This window comes from Nonomuraea sp. NPDC050153, assembly GCF_044460125.1.
Taxonomy (GTDB): Bacteria; Actinomycetota; Actinomycetes; order Streptosporangiales; family Streptosporangiaceae; genus Nonomuraea.
This window is the reverse complement of sequence record NZ_JBITJQ010000074.1, coordinates 1-15,646: the sequence shown is the minus strand read 5'-3', so window position 1 is coordinate 15,646 and position 15,646 is coordinate 1. Positions and strand designations below refer to the sequence as shown.

At 71.7% G+C, this 15,646-nt stretch carries 15 protein-coding genes and 1 pseudogene; 8 read left to right on the top strand and 8 right to left on the bottom strand.

The window, feature by feature from the left end; translation table 11 throughout:
• Window positions 1-89 precede the first annotated feature (89 nt).
• From ACIBQ1_RS61440 to ACIBQ1_RS61410, 7 genes are all read left to right on the top strand, one after another.
• Window positions 90-716 carry a TetR/AcrR family transcriptional regulator gene (locus ACIBQ1_RS61440; protein ID WP_397292779.1) on the top strand — a complete coding sequence of 209 codons (627 nt, stop codon included), beginning with the start codon at window positions 90-92 and terminating at the stop codon, window positions 714-716.
• A gap of 182 nt (window positions 717-898) precedes the next feature.
• Window positions 899-2,992 carry a PQQ-dependent sugar dehydrogenase gene (locus tag ACIBQ1_RS61435; RefSeq protein ID WP_397292777.1) on the top strand — a complete coding sequence of 698 codons (2,094 nt, stop codon included), beginning with the start codon at window positions 899-901 and terminating at the stop codon, window positions 2,990-2,992.
• Between the two features lie 8 nt (window positions 2,993-3,000).
• A complete protein-coding gene (locus ACIBQ1_RS61430) occupies window positions 3,001-3,900 on the top strand; it encodes a sugar phosphate isomerase/epimerase family protein (RefSeq protein ID WP_397292776.1) in 900 nt (299 codons plus the stop codon).
• Window positions 3,901-4,012: 112 nt separating this feature from the next.
• Complete coding sequence (locus ACIBQ1_RS61425) at window positions 4,013-4,942, top strand: hypothetical protein (RefSeq protein WP_397292774.1); 930 nt, start codon at window positions 4,013-4,015, stop codon at window positions 4,940-4,942.
• Window positions 4,943-4,992: 50 nt separating this feature from the next.
• Window positions 4,993-5,253, top strand: coding sequence for a GlsB/YeaQ/YmgE family stress response membrane protein (locus tag ACIBQ1_RS61420; RefSeq protein WP_397292773.1), 261 nt, complete (start codon window positions 4,993-4,995; stop codon window positions 5,251-5,253).
• Window positions 5,254-5,396: 143 nt separating this feature from the next.
• Window positions 5,397-6,623, top strand: a complete 1,227-nt coding sequence (locus tag ACIBQ1_RS61415) for a glycosyltransferase (protein WP_397292772.1) — start codon at window positions 5,397-5,399, stop codon at window positions 6,621-6,623.
• Window positions 6,624-6,722: 99 nt separating this feature from the next.
• Window positions 6,723-8,582 carry a BTAD domain-containing putative transcriptional regulator gene (locus ACIBQ1_RS61410; protein ID WP_397292770.1) on the top strand — a complete coding sequence of 620 codons (1,860 nt, stop codon included), beginning with the start codon at window positions 6,723-6,725 and terminating at the stop codon, window positions 8,580-8,582.
• Here ACIBQ1_RS61410 and ACIBQ1_RS61405 read toward each other — a convergent pair.
• The 8 genes and pseudogenes from ACIBQ1_RS61405 to pqqA form a co-directional block, all read right to left on the bottom strand.
• Window positions 8,550-9,692, bottom strand: a complete 1,143-nt coding sequence (locus ACIBQ1_RS61405; protein WP_397292769.1) for a tetratricopeptide repeat protein — start codon at window positions 9,690-9,692, stop codon at window positions 8,550-8,552. The two genes, ACIBQ1_RS61410 and ACIBQ1_RS61405, sit on opposite strands and share 33 nt — an antisense overlap.
• Window positions 9,693-9,984: 292 nt before the next feature.
• Window positions 9,985-11,199, bottom strand: a pseudogene (locus ACIBQ1_RS61400) (BTAD domain-containing putative transcriptional regulator); the annotation flags it as partial.
• A gap of 262 nt (window positions 11,200-11,461) precedes the next feature.
• Window positions 11,462-11,848, bottom strand: a complete 387-nt coding sequence (locus tag ACIBQ1_RS61395) for a hypothetical protein (protein WP_397292768.1) — start codon at window positions 11,846-11,848, stop codon at window positions 11,462-11,464.
• 373 nt (window positions 11,849-12,221) lie between these two features.
• Window positions 12,222-13,289: a pyrroloquinoline quinone biosynthesis protein PqqE gene (gene pqqE / locus ACIBQ1_RS61390; RefSeq protein ID WP_397292767.1), complete on the bottom strand. Its 1,068-nt coding sequence runs from the start codon at window positions 13,287-13,289 to the stop codon at window positions 12,222-12,224.
• Window positions 13,286-13,525: a pyrroloquinoline quinone biosynthesis peptide chaperone PqqD gene (pqqD, locus tag ACIBQ1_RS61385; RefSeq protein WP_185069146.1), complete on the bottom strand. Its 240-nt coding sequence runs from the start codon at window positions 13,523-13,525 to the stop codon at window positions 13,286-13,288. Before pqqD ends, pqqE begins: the two co-directional genes overlap by 4 nt.
• The gene (gene pqqC / locus ACIBQ1_RS61380) at window positions 13,522-14,193 is read right to left on the bottom strand and encodes a pyrroloquinoline-quinone synthase PqqC (protein ID WP_397292766.1); all 672 of its coding nucleotides are present in this window, start codon (window positions 14,191-14,193) and stop codon (window positions 13,522-13,524) included. The genes pqqD and pqqC overlap by 4 nt, the downstream gene beginning before the upstream one ends.
• The gene (gene pqqB, locus ACIBQ1_RS61375; protein ID WP_397292764.1) at window positions 14,190-15,011 is read right to left on the bottom strand and encodes a pyrroloquinoline quinone biosynthesis protein PqqB; all 822 of its coding nucleotides are present in this window, start codon (window positions 15,009-15,011) and stop codon (window positions 14,190-14,192) included. Before pqqB ends, pqqC begins: the two co-directional genes overlap by 4 nt.
• 12 nt (window positions 15,012-15,023) lie before the next feature.
• Window positions 15,024-15,179, bottom strand: coding sequence for a pyrroloquinoline quinone precursor peptide PqqA (gene pqqA / locus ACIBQ1_RS61370; RefSeq protein ID WP_397292763.1), 156 nt, complete (start codon window positions 15,177-15,179; stop codon window positions 15,024-15,026).
• Between the two features lie 140 nt (window positions 15,180-15,319).
• Between pqqA and ACIBQ1_RS61365 the strand changes: the two genes are divergently transcribed.
• On the top strand, window positions 15,320-15,553 hold the full coding sequence (locus ACIBQ1_RS61365; protein WP_397292762.1) for a hypothetical protein: 234 nt from the start codon (window positions 15,320-15,322) through the stop codon (window positions 15,551-15,553).
• Window positions 15,554-15,646: the final 93 nt, after the last annotated feature.

Sequence of the window (15,646 nt, the reverse complement as noted above, 5' to 3'; positions counted from 1 at the left end):
CGGTAAGCCGTATGCGGGAAAACCGCACGTACGGAATTGAAAGGGGGATGGGGAACCGGGCCTTCACGGCACCGCGCCCCTGACTACCAATGGAGGCAGAGGCGGGCCCGCGTCGTTACGACTCCTTGCGCCGCACGACGCAGGCGCTGGAGACGCGGGCCGAGATCGCCCGCGCCGCGCGCCGGCTCTTCGTCGACCGCGGGTGGGCCGCGACGACCGTGCGCGACGTGGCCCGCGAGGCGGGCGTCTCCGTGCCGACGGTCTATTCGGTGTACGGCAACAAGACCGGCCTGACCCGGGCCCTGGCCGACGCCGCCGACCTGTCGGCCGACCCGTCCCAGCAGCTCGCGGAGCTGGAGGCCCCCGACACCGATCCCGCGCGGCAACTGGCCGCGATGGCCGGCTTCGACCGGCGCCTGTACGAGCGCGCCGGAGACGTCATCACGCTGCTGCGCGAGGCCGGGCGCGTCGAACCCGAGCTGGCCACGGTCTACCGCGACGGCCGTCGGCGGGCCGACGAGACCCGCGCGGCGGTGTTCTCCTCCTGGCCCGGCGGCGTGCTCCGCCAGGGCCTGGACGTGCCGGCGGCCGTGGACGTCTACGCGGGCATGTGCAGCATCGACGTCTACACCACGCTCACCGCCGAGCGCGGCTGGTCGCCCGACCGGGTCGAGCGCTGGTGGAGCGAGGCGCTGGTCCGCGAACTGCTGGGCTGACCCGGCCGGCGACTCGCCGTCTTCCTCGCCGTCCGGCATGCCCGGCGTGCCACTTAGTCCGAGCGGAAGGCGAAAGATGCTCGATCATCCGCGATTACCCCCTCCTCTATCGGCGTAACTCGGGTTACATTCACGTTGATTTGCCCTCTCTTATCCCCCCGAGTAGACCGAAGGGAGAGGCAATGAGAGTGAGAACCGCTATCGCGGCCATGTCTGCTGCGGCGATCCTCCTGCCCGCCGCCGCCCACGCCTCCGGGAGTGCCGCGGCCCCGCCGCCCGACAGCGCCTTCCAGAAGGTGACGCTCAATGACAATCCGGGCGAGCCGATGGATCTGGCGGTGTTACCGGATTCGAGGGTCCTGCACACCACCCGGGGCGGCGAGGTCTGGTTGAACGACCCGAAGACCGGCCTCAACACGCTGGCCGCCCGGCTCGACGTCTACCGGCACGACGAGGAGGGACTGCAGAGCATCGCGCTCGGCCCCGGCTTCGGCACGGGCTCCAAGAAGGACGACTGGGTCTACCTCTACTACTCGCCGCCTCTCGACACCCCGATCGACGACCCGGCCACGCCCGACGTCAACGAGGGCGACGCCCCGTTCACCGGCGCACCGGCGGACTTCGCCCCCTTCAAGGGGCTGATCCGGCTGTCCCGGTTCCGCCTCACCGGCGCCACCATCGACCTCCGCACCGAGCAGCGCATCCTCGACGTGCCCGTGGACCGCGGCATCTGCTGCCACGTCGGCGGGGACATCGTCTTCGACGCCGCCGGCAACCTCTACCTGTCGACCGGCGACGACACGAACCCGTTCTTCTCCGACGGCTACTCCCCGCTCGACGAGCGGTCCGACCGGAACCCGGCGTTCGACGCCCAGCGCAGCGCCGGCAACACCAACGACCTGCGCGGCAAGATCCTGCGCGTCAAGGTCCGCCCGGACGGGTCCTACACGATCCCGCGCGGCAACCTCTTCCCGCCGGGGACCGCGCGCACCCGGCCCGAGATCTACGCGATGGGCCTGCGCAACCCGTTCCGCATCGAGGTCAACCGGTCCACCGGTGACCTCTACGTCGCCGACTACTCGCCCGACGCGTCGGCCGCCGATCCCCAGCGCGGTCCGGCGGGGACCGGCAAGTGGACGAAGATCCGCAAGTCGGGCAACTACGGCTGGCCGTACTGCGCGACGGCGCGGCAGCCGTACATCGACTACGACTTCGCGACCGGCGCGTCCGGCAGCGCGTTCTCCTGCGCCGCGCCCGTCAACGAGTCGCCGCACAACACCGGCCTGCGCAAACTGCCTCCGGTGGTCCAGCCGGACGTGTGGTACTCGTACGGGGCGTCGCAGGAGTTCCCGCAACTGGGCACCGGCGGCATCGGCCCGATGGCCGGGCCCGCGTACGACTTCGACCCGCGCGCCGCGCGTGGCCGCACCACCGTGGCCTGGCCCAAGTACTACGACGGCGTCCCGCTCTTCTACGAGTGGACCCGCGACTACGTCAAGGCGTTCCACCGTGACGGGCGGATCGAGGACGTGCTGCCGTCGCTCGTGTTCGACAACCCGATGGACATGGAGTTCGGCCCCGACGGCGCGCTCTACGTGCTGGAGTACGGCGACGGCTTCTTCCAGGAGAACCCGGACGCCCAGCTCTCCCGCTTCGACTACATCGGCAACACCGGCAACCACACCCCCGTCCCGGCCGCCGCCGCGTCGGTGACCGCCGGCCTTGCGCCGCTCACCGTCAACTTCACCAGCGCGGGCACGACCGACCCCGACGGTGACCGGGTCCGCTACGCCTGGGACTTCGACGCCGACGGCCGGGTCGACTCCCGCAGCCCGCAGGCGTCGTACACGTACCGGCAGAACGGCCTCTACCAGGCCACGCTGCGCGTCACCGACGACGTCGGCAGGTCCGCGGCGACCTCGGTGCGGATCGTGGTCGGCAACGCCACGCCGGTCGTCGAGCTGGTCAAGCCCGCCGACGGGCAGACGTTCACGTTCGGGGACACCGTCGAGTTCGAGGTGCGGGTCACCGACGACCAGCCGGTGAACTGCGACAACATGACCGTGGACTACATCCTCGGCCACGACGACCACGGCCATCCGCAGACCACGGCCCGCGGCTGCACGGGCTCCATCCAGACCAGCGTGCCGAGCGGGCACGACCCGGAAACCGACCACCTCACCGGCGTCTTCGTCGCCACCTACACCGACCCGGGCGGCGCGGACCTGCCCCCGCTGACCGGCAGCGACGAGGTCATCCTCCAGCCCACCCATTAGGAGACCCCATGTGCTACGGATACGGCCCCAGCAGGCGCTCCCTGCTCGCCGCGGGCCTCGGACTCGGGGCGGCGGCCGTCGCCGCCGCCTCCCCGGCCGTCGCCGCGGCGACGCCGCCGCACCACTCCGGCAAGGAACGCATCCCCCGGGACCAGATCAGCATCCAGCTCTGGACGGTACGCGACGACCTCGCCAAGAACTACGACGCCACCCTCGCCTACCTGGCCCAGACCGGCTACCCGAAGGTCGAGATCGCGCTCGGCTACTTCGGCCGCACGGCCCGGCAGTTGCGCGCGTTCCTCGACGGGCTCGGCATCCGCGCCAGCTCCAGCCACGACGGCCTCACCGCCGACCAGGCCGGCCTGGACACGAAGATCGACAACGCGCTGACCCTCGGCCAGTCCTTCATGGTCGTTCCCTACCTGAACTCCACCAGCCTGGACGAGTGGAAGGCCTGGGCCGAGCGCATGAACGTCGAGGCGCGGGCCGCCCGCTCGGCCGGCCTGCGTTACGGCTACCACAACCACGCCCACGAGTTCACGACCGACCTCGGAGGGGGCCGGACTCCCTGGGACGTGCTCACCTCCGAACTCGATCCCCACCTGGTCCACCTGGAGATCGACATCTACTGGGCGGTCACCGGAGGCGTCGGACGCGGCGCCGCCGACCCGGTGCGCTTCGCCCTCGACGTCATCCGCAGGGCGCCGCAGCGCGTGCTGCAGTTCCACGTCAAGGACCGGCACCTCGACGGCGACATGGCCGACCTCGGCACCGGGACCATCGACTTCCGGCGGATCTTCGACAAGCACCGGGTGAAGGAGTACATCGTCGAGAACGACACTCCCGACGTGACGCCCCGGCAGACGGCGGAGGTCGGCTACCGCTACCTGCGCAAGCTCAAGTTCTGACCGCTGCCGGATCGCCGAGCCCGCCCCCTGAGCCGGGCTCGGCGGCCGGCCGGCCATCACATATACGCGTCGTCAACCTTCCGCATGCGGGCGGCCCCTACCGTCGTTCGCCATGTCGAGTCATCGGATTTCGCCGGAGCAGCCTTACAGTCCCGTAGCTCCGGAGAGCGACGCCCCCGAGGAGCAGGAGGGCGGGGGCGGCGTCATGGCGCTGCTCGAACGCATCGGCTCCGTCGTCGTGCCGATCGCGGTGGCGCTCTACGCGGTCCTCTACATCGGCGTCGAGCAGATGTACGGCGTCTTCGGCGTCAATCCGCAGCAGGTGGGGGTCGACCAGTCGGTCCTGCTCGGCCGATTGACGAGCACGCTGGTCCTGCTCCTGCTGATCGCCCTCCCGCTGCTCGGCGTCGTCGCCGGCCTGGGCTGGCTGCTCGACAGGATGACCGGCGGCGGGGCGAACAAACTCTTCCAGGGGATCAGGAAGCGGCCCTGGATCGCCGCCGCGCTTGCGGCGCTGTGGTGCGGGGCGACGTACTGGGGCGTCTTCCGCCTCTTCGGCACGCTGGACCTGTTCGTCATGGTCGTCGTCGCGGTGGGGCTGGGCGTGCTGGCCTTCCTGATCCCGTTCCGGCTGCTGCGCCGCAAGCCCGTCGGGCGCGCCGGGACGAAGGTGATCACCGGTGGCCTGACCGGCGTCGGCCTGGGGTTCGTGCTGATCCTGAGCCTCATCGAGGGCGCGGTCGAGGTCCAGGAGACCGGGCAGGCCAACGTACTGCTGGGCGCGGTCGGCTTCCAGGACCAGTGGACGATCGTGAAGAACGCCGAGGACGACAAACCGCTCTATGACGGCCGCTGGATGATGCTGCTGGGTGAGAGCGACGGCACGTACGTCATGTACGACTGCGACAAGCTCGAAACCTTCCGCAGGCCCATGGAGACCACCAACCTCAGCCGGATCCAGCTCGATCCCGAGCGCAGAGAGGGCTTCACCTGCGGCGATCTCGCCGAGCAGGACACCGCGCAGCAGGGCGACGGCGGTTAGCCGCGCTCGTTGGCGCAGCTCATCGGAAACACCCACACAAGGAGATCGGAATGCTCACTCTCTTGATCGGCGCCGTGATCGGCGGGGCCATAGTAGGCGGCCTGGGCCGGCTGATCCTGCCCGGACGCCAGGACATCGGCTGGTTCGCCACCATCGCGGCGGGCATCGTCGCCTCCGGTGTCGGCACCGGGATCGCCTACCTGCTGGGCTTCCACGAGAGGACCTGGCTGGTGATCGTCGTGCAACTCGTCCTCGCCGTGCTCTGCGTGGCCGCCGTCACGAGCATGCTGGGCAAGAAGAGCAGGTCCTGAGGCACGCGGGCGGCCGTCGCCGGAGCATCGGGCTCCGGCGGCGGCCGCTTTTGTGTATTCGGTGGAAGACGCGATCACTTCTTATGCACAACGCCGCCCATACGATCTCGGCTTGTTTCTCAGGTTCTGACAGCGGAGAGTCAATGTCCAAGATCATTATCGCCGCCACGCCCGCGCACGGGCATGTGGCTCCTCTCCTCGCCATCGCCGCCGACCTGGTGCGGCGCGGCAACGAGGTCGTCTTCCTCAGCGGCGCGAGGTTCAAGGAGCGGGTGGAGGCCGTCGGTGCGCACTTCACGGCGCTGCCCGCGGAGGCCGACTACGACGACCGGCGGATGGACCGGGAGTTCCCCATGCGCGGACAGCTCCCGCCCGGCCCGGTCCAGCTCGGATTCGACGTCAAGCACATCTTCGGCGACCCGGTTCCGGCCCAGTACGAGGCGCTGCGGCGGCTGCTGGCCGACTTCCCGGCCACCGTGGTGATCAGCGACAACCTCTTCCTCGGCGCCCTGCCGCTCTCCCTGGCGGCCGAGTCCGGCACCCGTCCGGTCACCGTCAGCGTGGGCGTCTCACCGCCGCCCCCGGCGACCGGCTGGGGCCCGGAGATCCACGTGGACGCGCAGGAGCATCTGGAGAAGCTGTTCGAGTCGGTCGGGGTGACCCTTCCCGAGTTCGTGCTCACCAGCCTGATCACGGTCCCCGACCACTACCTGCAGCTGACCGTGCCCGGGTTCGAGTTCCCCCGTGACGACCTCCCGAGCTCCTTCCGCTTCGTCGGCCCGCTGCCGTCGGCGCCCACCAAGACCTTCGAGTGGCCGTCCTGGTGGAGGGACCTGTCGGACGAGCGCCCGGTCGTGGTGACGACGCAGGGGACGTTCGCCAACGTGGACCTGGAGGAGCTGGTCATCCCCACGCTGCGCGTCCTGGCCGACTCCGACGCGCTCGTCGTCGCCGCCACCGCGCGGCCGGGCGGCGTCGAGGACGTACGGGCCATCATGGGTGACATTCCCGGCAACGCCCGCCCTGCCGACTTCATCCCCTTCGACCTGCTGCTGCCCTACGCCGACGTGCTGGTCACCAACGGCGGCTACGGCGGCGTGCACGCCGCCCTGCGGCACGGTGTCCCGCTCGTCGTCGGGGGCGTCACCGAGGACAAGCCGCTGATCGCCGCCCGGGTCGAGTGGAGCGGTACGGGCGTCGACCTGGGCACCGCGCGACCCGACGACGCGGCACTCCGTTCGGCCGTGAACACCGTCCTGTCGACGCCGTCCTACCGCGCCCGCGCGCAGGAGCTCGCGGAGGAGTTCACGCGCTTCGACGCCCTGGAGTCGATCGCCGAACTGGTGGACGCGGCAGCTCATCAGGAGTGACCGGGAGCGGTCACGGGACCGGCGGGCGGGGCCTTGGGGAGGAGGTCGCCGCGGAGACGAGGATCACGCGATGAAGTTCGGGTGGAGGAACGATCGATCATGAACACGGGGATGCGGTTCGCCCTGCTGGGCCCGGTCAGGGGGTGGCGCGGCGCGACGGAGCTCGACCTCGGCTCACCCCAGCAGCGGGCGCTGCTCGCCTTCCTGCTGTTACGCGAGGGCGAGGCGGCGTCGATCGACGAGATCATCGACGCGCTGTGGGGGGAACGGGCGCCTGAAAGCGCGCGGGCCGTCGTGCGCACCTACGTGTGCCGGCTGCGCCGCGTCGTGTCGTCCGGGGCGGACGACGACCAGGTGATCAGGTCGTCAGGCTGCGGCTACGTCATATCCGCCGGCGCGGTGTCGGTGGACTGGGACTCCTTTCGCGGGCACGTAGGCGAGGCGCAGGCCGCGCGCTCCCGGGGGAACGTGGCCGAGGCGGCCGGCCTGCTGCGGAGCGCCCTGCACCTGTGGCAGGGCATGCCTCTGGGCGGGGCCCGCGGCGACTACGTCGACCGGGAGCGGACGCGCCTGGTCCAGCGCAGGGTCGCCGCGCTGGAGGAGCGGCTGTCGCTCGACCTGGAGCTCGGCCGGCACGCCGAGGCGAGCGAGGAGCTGGCCGCGGCCATCGCTGCCGAGCCCATGCGCGAGCGGCTGCGCGAACTGCAGATGATCGCCCTCTACCGCTCCGGCCGGCAGGCGGAGGCGCTGTCGGCATATGACGAGGTACGGCGGTTGCTCGCCGTCGAGCTCGGCATCGACCCCGGCGCCGGCCTGCGCGAGCTGCATCAGCGCATCCTGCGCGCGGACCCGGGGCTCGCCCCGCCGCGCCCGGTTCCGGCCGTCACGACCGAGCGGCCGCCCGCCCAGTTGCCCGCGATGCCACCGGGCTTCGTGGGCAGGCAGGCGGAGCTGGACACCATCCACGACACGCTCGGCTCCGCCGAGTGGACGCCGGTGGTGGCGATCACCGGGCTCGGCGGCGTGGGGAAGACCGCGCTGGCCGTCCAGGCGGCGCACGCGATGCGGGACCGGTTCCCGGACGGCCGGCTCTACGCGGACCTGCGCGCGTCCACCGGGCGACCGGCGGCCCCCGCCGCGGTCCTGGGCTTCTTCCTGCGCTCCCTCGGCGTGCCGGCGGACCGGCTGCCCGGCCGGCTGGAGGAGCGGGCGGCGCTGTGGCGGACCGTGCTGGCCGACCGGCGAGCGCTGGTCGTGCTGGACGACGCCGGCGACGCGAACCAGGTACGCCACCTGCTGCCGGCGGCCCCCGGCTGTGCCGCGATCGTCACGACCTGGCGGCACCTGATCGACCTGTCCGGCGTCCGCTGGATCGGGCTCGACGCCCTGCCCCCGGCGGACGCGCTGGAGATGCTGGCCCGGCTGGCGGGCCACCAGCGGGTCCTCGCAGAGCGCCAGGAGGCCGTCGAGCTGGTCGACCTGTGCTCGCACCAGCCGCTGGCCGTACGCGTGGCCGCCGACCTGCTGCAGGCCAGGCCGCACTGGACGGTGCGGCAGGTCCGCATGCGGCTGGAGGACGACCTGCACCGGCCCGCGGGCGCGAACGACGGCTGCGCGCTGATCGAGGCGCCCCTGCTGTTCGCCCAGGGCCGGCTCGACGCGCAGCAGGCCACGGCCTTCCGGCTGGCCGCGCTGCCCGACTACGGCGAGCTGACGGCGGAGTCGGTCGCGGCGCTGCTCGGGGTGCCACGACCGCGGGCCCATCGGCTGCTGGAGTCGCTGGTCGACGCGCACCTGCTGCTGGCCGGGCCGGGCGGGACCTACCGGTACCACGGCCTGGTCAAGGCGTTCGCGAGGCGGCAGGCCTGGGCACGCGAGGGCGTCCAGCGGTGCGACGCCGCGTTGAGCCGGTTGCTGCGGTTCCACTCACGGCGACCGGCGGCCCTTCCCATGGGCTGATCCGCCGCTGAGTTTGGCGGCGAGGGCCGCCCTGGCCTCGGTTCGGGAGTCGTAGAGGCAGTCCAGGGCGGCCTGCCAGCTCGCCCTGGCCGCCTCCAGATCGCCGACGGCATGCAGGGCGTCGCCGAGCCGCTCCAGCACCAGGGCGTCGTGGTCGCGCCCGTGCCAGCTCTGGCCGTCGCCCAGCCCCAGGGACCTGCGGTAGCTGTCGATGGCCGCGCGGTACTCACCCAGGAGGTGATGCGCCCAGCCGATGGTGTAGCGGACGAAGCTCTGGCCGACCACGTTGGTCTGCAGGTTCAGCGACCGCCGGCTGTACGCCAGGCCCGCGCGGGGCCGGCCCAGCCGGATCAGCACCCAGCCCACCGCGTTCAGCGCGCCGGCCTCCTCGAACGGGGTCGCTCCGTCCTGACGGGACAGCGCGAGACAGCGCCGCGCGTGCTGCAGCGCCTCCTGGTGACGGCCCTGCTGGTCGTGCAGGCGGGTCAGTTCGAGATGCGTGACGGACTGTCCCTTCACGTCCCCCAGCTCGGTGAACAGCCGCAAGGAGCGCCGGTAGGTGTCGTGCGCCTCGTCGGGCAGTCCGGCGCGCGTGCACGCCGACGCCAGGGCGTGCAGGGCGTGGGCGTGCATGCGCGGGTCGCCGAGCCGCGCCGTGGCCGCCACCGCGGTCCGCGCCAATGCCAGCACGCGCTCCGCGGGGGACATCAGGATCAGGTAGGTGTGCACCGACCAGGCCAGATGCGCGACATGATGGTCGAGCCCGAGCCGGGCGGCGTGCCCGACGGTGGCGAGGACGACGTTCTCCTCGGTGCCGAACCAGGCCAGCGCCTGGATCGTGTCGTCGATCCGGTCCGGGGCGACGCCGTCCTGCGGCTCGGGGCAGGGGATCGCGTTCTGGCCTGGTTTGATCAGCTCCGAGCAGCGGTGGGCCGTACGGAGGTAGTGGTCGAGAAGCCGGTGCAGGGCGGCCGTGAGGTCCTGATCGGTCTCCTCCTCGGCGGCCGTCTCGGCGGCGTACGCGCGTAACAGGTCGTGGAAGGTGAAGCGGCCCGGCGCGTGCTCGGTGAGCAGGTGGGCGGCGGTGAGCTCCAGCAGCAGGGGGCGCACGCGCGAAAGCCGCGCGCCGGCCAGGCCGGCTGCGGCCGACGCGCTGATGTCGGGCCCCGGCGCGGTGCCCAGCAGCCGGAACAGCCGGGCCGCCGCCGGGGTGAGCGCGGTAGGACCAGGAGAACACCGCCTGGGGCGCCGCCGTCGCGTCGAAGCCCGTGAAGCCGTCGAGGTTGCCGCGGGCGCGGCGCAGCTCGGCCGCGATGGACGCCAGCGTGAAGGACGGATGGGTCAGTGCGTAGGCGGCGACGGCGACCAGCGCGAGGGGCAGCCCGCCGCACAGGGACAGTATCTGGGCTGTCGCGTCCGGCTCCGCCTCCACCCGCGCCGCGCCCAGCCGGGCACGCAGCAGGTCGGCGGCCTCGCCGTCCGGCAGCGGCTCCAGGGCCAGCGGGTGCGCGTCCTCATTGACGACGAGCCCGTCGAGCCGGTTCCGGCTGGTCACGATGGCCAGGCAACCGGCGGACGCGGGCAGCAGCGGGCGCACCTGCTGGGCGTCCCGGGCGTTGTCGAGCAGCAGGAGCAGCCGCCGTCCGGCGACGCGGCCACGGAACAGGGCGGCCCGCTCCTCCACGGTGACCGGGACCTCCTCCGCGGCCACGCCGAGGCCGGCCAGCAGGGCGTTCAGCGCCTCACCGGCGCTCATCGCCTGCTCGCTGGGGTGGAAGCCGCGCAGGTTCAGGAACAGCTGCCCGTCGGGGTAGTGGTGCGCGACCTGATGCGCCCAGTGCACCGCCAGGGTGGTCTTGCCGATGCCGCCCATGCCGCAGATGACCCTGATCCCCGTGGCGCCCGGCCCGGCGCCGTCATGGTCCTCCTCCGACGGCCGCTCTTCCGACGGCCCCTTCTCCGGTGCGGGCAGCCGCGCCAGCTCCGCGCTGCGCCCCGCGAAGACCGGCGGATCCGCGGGCAGCTGGGCGGGCCTGGTCACGCCCGCCCTCGTCGCGGGCCGGGCGGACGGGCGGCGCAGCACGCTCTCTCCCGCGGCCGTCAGCTCGGGCCCGGGGTCGATGCCCAGATCCTCGGTCAGCTGGGCGCGGACTTCGCGATAGAGGTCGAGGGCCTCGTTCTGGCGGCCGGTCGCGGCCAGCAACTGGATCAGCCGGGCCTGCAGCAGCTCATCCAGCGATTCCCGCTCGGCCGCGGCCCGTACGGCCGGCAGCAGCGGTGCGGGCAGGCCGGCGGCCAGCGCGTATTTGGCGGCCTCGCCCACCGTGGCGGCGTACTCGCGGTCCAGGGTGGCGAAGACAGGCCGGGCACGAACCGCGGGCGGGATCCCGGCGCCCGCGGACCCCCGCCACAGCCGCAGCGCCCGCACGTAGCAGTCCACCGCTTCGGCGGGCCGGTCCTCGGCGGCGGCCGTCCAGGCCCGCGCCACCTGCTGCCGGAACTGGAGGAGGTCGGCGCTGGCCGCGTCCACCGCGAGCCGGTAACCTCCCGCCGCGGGCAGGAGCCAGCGGCCCGCCTCCCGCGCCGCCAGCCCCGGCTCCAGCGTCCGGCGCAGCATCCCGACGTTCCGGTGCAGCACGTTGAGCGCGGTGGGCGGCGGGTCCTGCCCCCACAGCCCGTCGACCAGGTCCTCGACGCCGACCGGCTGACCTCCGGCGGCCAGCAGCAGGGCCAGGAAGGCACGCTGCTGCGGCGCGCCCAGCCGGACCTCGCGCTCCTCCCGCAGCACCCGCACCTGGCCCAGCAGCGTGAACCACATTTGGAGAAATCACCCCTTTCCCCGATATCTCACCACGACCACGCGCGGCCGTCCGCCGAGATCAGGTGCAGAGCGAGTTGACCTTGTCGAGGGCGGTTTTCATGTTGGTCCGCACCTCCTGCAGTTCGGCCAGGGCCGCGTCCTTGTCGGAAGTGTCGATCTGGGCGCCCGTGAAGGTGTCGGCCATTCCGTTCAGTGCCGTCGCGAGGTCGCCGTCGGCCTTTCCCGCGAGTTCTTTCACCTTTGCGCCGATATCGGCGTTCAATTGGTTCATGCTCGCGGCGTCGCCGGCCGCGGATTGCGCCCGCTTCGTGTATTCGTCGTAGAGCTTGAACGTCTCGGTGCACAATTCGGCGTTTCCGCCGCCACCGCAGGCGCCCGCGAACCCGGTGAGGGCGACGCAGGCGACGGCGACGGCGAGGCCTCGACGGAAGGGAGTGCGGAACATGGACGGCCTTTCTCGGTCGGCGGAAAATGGGAGGGGCGGTCGCACCGACCGTAGGACGCGGTCATCCATAATGGATTGATGCCGCGCATACCCGAATCGGGTAATCCGTATACGCGGGAATGGGACTCCGCGCCATGGGCATGAGTTGGGGATATGGCATATGGCGCGGTGATCGCGGGAGCCGGGCACAACGGCCTGATCGCAGGGGCTCGTTCGAGGCCGGACAGCAGTCCACGGACGTAGGCGGTGGCGGCGCGACGCGACCGAACCTGCCGGCGATCCGGCTCATCAGGTCGTTGAAGGTGACCATCCAGCCGTCAGGGTCACAGAGTCGGCCACGGCCTGTCCGGCGACCACGTCGCCTGGCAGCTCCTCAGGGGCGCGCGGTCCCGGAAGGCGCCGGCCGCCGGTAGGTGAACGTGCCGCCCGCCGCCGGCTCCGTGACGAGGTGGTGGTCGGGGGAGAGCTCGCAGGCCGGATCGGTGCGGGCCGCGTCGCCGGTCAGCGCGTACGCCTGGCAGCGGCAGCCGCCGAAGTCGAGCGCCTTCCGGGGGCAGCTCGCGCATGGCTCGCGCATCCAGCCGGTGCCCCGATAGGCGTTGAAGGCGGGCGAGTGCTCCCAGATCCAGCCGAGCCGGTGATCGCGGGCATTGGGGATCTCCAGCGGCAGGTCGTACGCGGCCGGGCAGGGCAGCACACGGCCGTCGGGCGCGACGGTGATCGAGATCGCGCCCCAGCCGCCCATGCAGGGTTTGGGCACGCCGTCGAAGTAGTCGGGGATCACCCAGATCAGCTCGACCTCCGTCTCGTCCCGATATTTCTGGACCACGGCCTCGGCGCGCGCGAGCTGCTCCCTGGTGGGCAGCAGCGCGGACCTGTTGAGCAGCCCCCACCCGTAGAACTGGGTGTTGGCCAGCTCGATGCGTTCCACGCCCCACGCCAGCCCGAGCTCGATGATCTCGCCGACGGCGTCGAGGTTGGCGCGGTGCAGGACCACGTTGAGCCCGAGCGGCAGCCCGCTCGCGACCACCGCCGCGGCGGCCCGCTCCTTCCGCGCGAACGACGCGACCCCGGCGATCCGGTCCGACTCCCGCGCCGTGGCCGACTGGACCGACAGCTGCACGCTGCGCAGCCCCGCCGCCGCGAGCTCGCCCGTCCTGCGCTCGGTCAGCCCGACGCCGCTGGTGACCAGCTGCGTGTAGACGCCCGCGCGGTCGGCCGCCGTCACGATCTGCGCCAGGTCGGGCCTCAGCAGCGGCTCGCCGCCGGACAGATGCGCGTGCACGATGCCCAGCGCCCCCGCCTCGCCGAAGACCCGCCGCCACTCCTCGGTGCCCAGCTCGCTCGACCTGGCTGCCAGCTCGGTCGGGTTCGAGCAGTACGGGCAGCGCAGCGGGCACGCGTGCGTGAGCTCGGCCAGCATGGCCCAGGGGGCGTTCACCGGAGCCAGCCCTCGGCCCGGACCCGTTCCAGGAACTCCACGATGTCGGACTCCGGCCCCTCGGGCAGCTCGGCGACGATGTCCGCCACGGTCCGCGCGCCGTCGCACAAGGCGACGATGGCCGCGGCCTCCGCGTTGAGCACGACGATCCGCTCGGGGACGATCAGCAGGTCAGCGCCGCGTACGGGGTCGTGGCGGAGCATGGCGGAGCGCGACAGCACCGGGCGCCAGGTCATCGGTACGCCCCGTCCACCGCGTCGAGCAGGGACCACAGGAGGTCGCACTTGTAGGCGAGCGCCGCGACGGCCTTGTCCTGGTCGGCGCGCGTTGTGGCCCAGTCGAGCACGAGGGCCAGGGCTTCGCCGCTGTCCTGGCGGCCCTGGGAGACGCGTACCTGGAAATATCGCAGTCCGTCCGGGTCTATCCACCGGTAGTGCCGTTCGAAGGCCGCGATCCTCGTACGCATGAGGTCCGGGGCGAACAGCTCGGTCAGCGACGCCGCGACGGCCTCCAGGGCGGAGCCGTTGCGGCACAGGTTCACGTAGCCGTCGACGGCCAGCCGCACGCCGGGCAGGACGCCCTCGCCCGACAGCAGCAGCGAGCGCTCCAGCCCGGCCGCCTCGCCCAGGCGCAGCCACCGCTCGATGCCGCCCTCGCCGGGCGCGGCGCCGTCGTGGTCCTGAATCCGGCGCAACCACATCCTGCGCAGCTCGGACGTCGTCAGCTTGGCGATGATGAACGCGTCCTTGACCGGGATGTGCCGCTGGTAGTGGAAGCGGTTGAGTATCCAGCCCCGCAGCTCGTCACGGGTCAGCTCGCCCGCGTGCATGCGCTGGTTGAACGGGTGCAGGTGGTGGTAACGCTTCTCCGGTACGGCACGCAGCTCTGCCTCGAAGCCGTTCAAAGGTCGATCACCATCCCGTCGGCGGCCACCTCGATCCCCAGCTCGGCGAGCACCTTGTGCTGCTCGGCGGCCGGGTCCACGAGGGGGTTGGTGTTGTTGAGGTGGGTGTAGAGGCGGCGGCCGGGCAGCTTGGAGAGCCGTTCCATGGTCGCCTCGATCGGCAGGTGGCCCATCTGGGTGGCGGTCCTGGTGGAGATCCCGGTACGGCGGGGCTCCTCGTCGTCCCAGAACGTGCCGTCGACGATCACGCACGCGGCCTGCCGGAACGCCTCGTCCAGTTCGTCCGGCCACACCCCCATGGCGGGCGCGTACACCAGCGGCCCGAGGCGCAGCGCCGACACCCAGCCCTCGGCCTCAGTCTCGGCCTCGGGGGAGTCGGCGGCGTAGCGGGGGCGCTTGCCCGACACCGGGACGGTGTCGGCGTCGGCCCAGGTCAGCTGCAGGTAAGGGCGCAGGAGCTCGGCGAAGGGCCGCAGCGCGTGCCGTACGACCGGGGTGGAACGCACCTCCAGCGCGTCGGCCTCCCTGAGCCTGAGCAGGCCGATCGTGTGGTCGAGCTCGGCATCGGTGAGGATCACGCCCTTGAGCGGCGACTCGCGGGGGCCCGGCCCCGGGCGCAGCCACGCGCACGACTCGATCTGCTCCGCGATGTCGGGTGTGGCGTTGACGACGTAACCGCCGTCGTCGAGCCGGACGGCCAGGCTGGCATGACGTCGGCGGCGGCCCGGATGGGCGCGTGCCCCGGAGCAGCCGGGGCACGCGCAGTTCCACTGGGGCACGCCGCCCCCGGCCGCGGTGCCGAGCACCTGCAGTCGCATGGCGGCGCCCGGTTACCGGGTGGCCAGGAAGTACGCGGTCATCTCCATCGAGGCCTCGACGACCTGGTAGTCCGGCTTGTGCCAGGTCGTCTCCTCGCCGCGGCTCCTGACCTTCTTCTCGTGGATCCTGCGAGGTTGCTTCTTGCCCTGCTCTTTCGGCTGGGACATGTGCGTACCTGCCTTTCGTAGGGTGTTACAACAGATATGACCCTGTGATGGGGCAGACGTCAATGCCTTAGATCGGAGCTATAGAGGCGATTTCCGGAATCTTTCCGGGCCTTGGTGGGTCCGATGGGATCGTTCATCCGATGTCTCGGCAATCGGTCGGCGAAGCCCTCACCGCGGAGGCCGACATCCTCGTCCCGGCCGCGCTCGGCGGCATCCTCACCGCGGACGTCGTACCGGAGCTGCGCTGCGCCGCCAGGCCCCCCGGGGAGGCAAGCGCACGCGTCGAGGTCATCGAGTACACCGTCGCCGCCCACCACGACCTACCCGCCGACCGGCCGGATGCGCCACCATGTGATCATCAACGGCACTCGTGAAAGACATCCCAGGAGCTTAGATGTCAAGCCGTGAGCACTTCGGCACGATGCGACCAAGCGGTTGCTTCGTTGTAGAGGGTGCGAGTCTTCAGG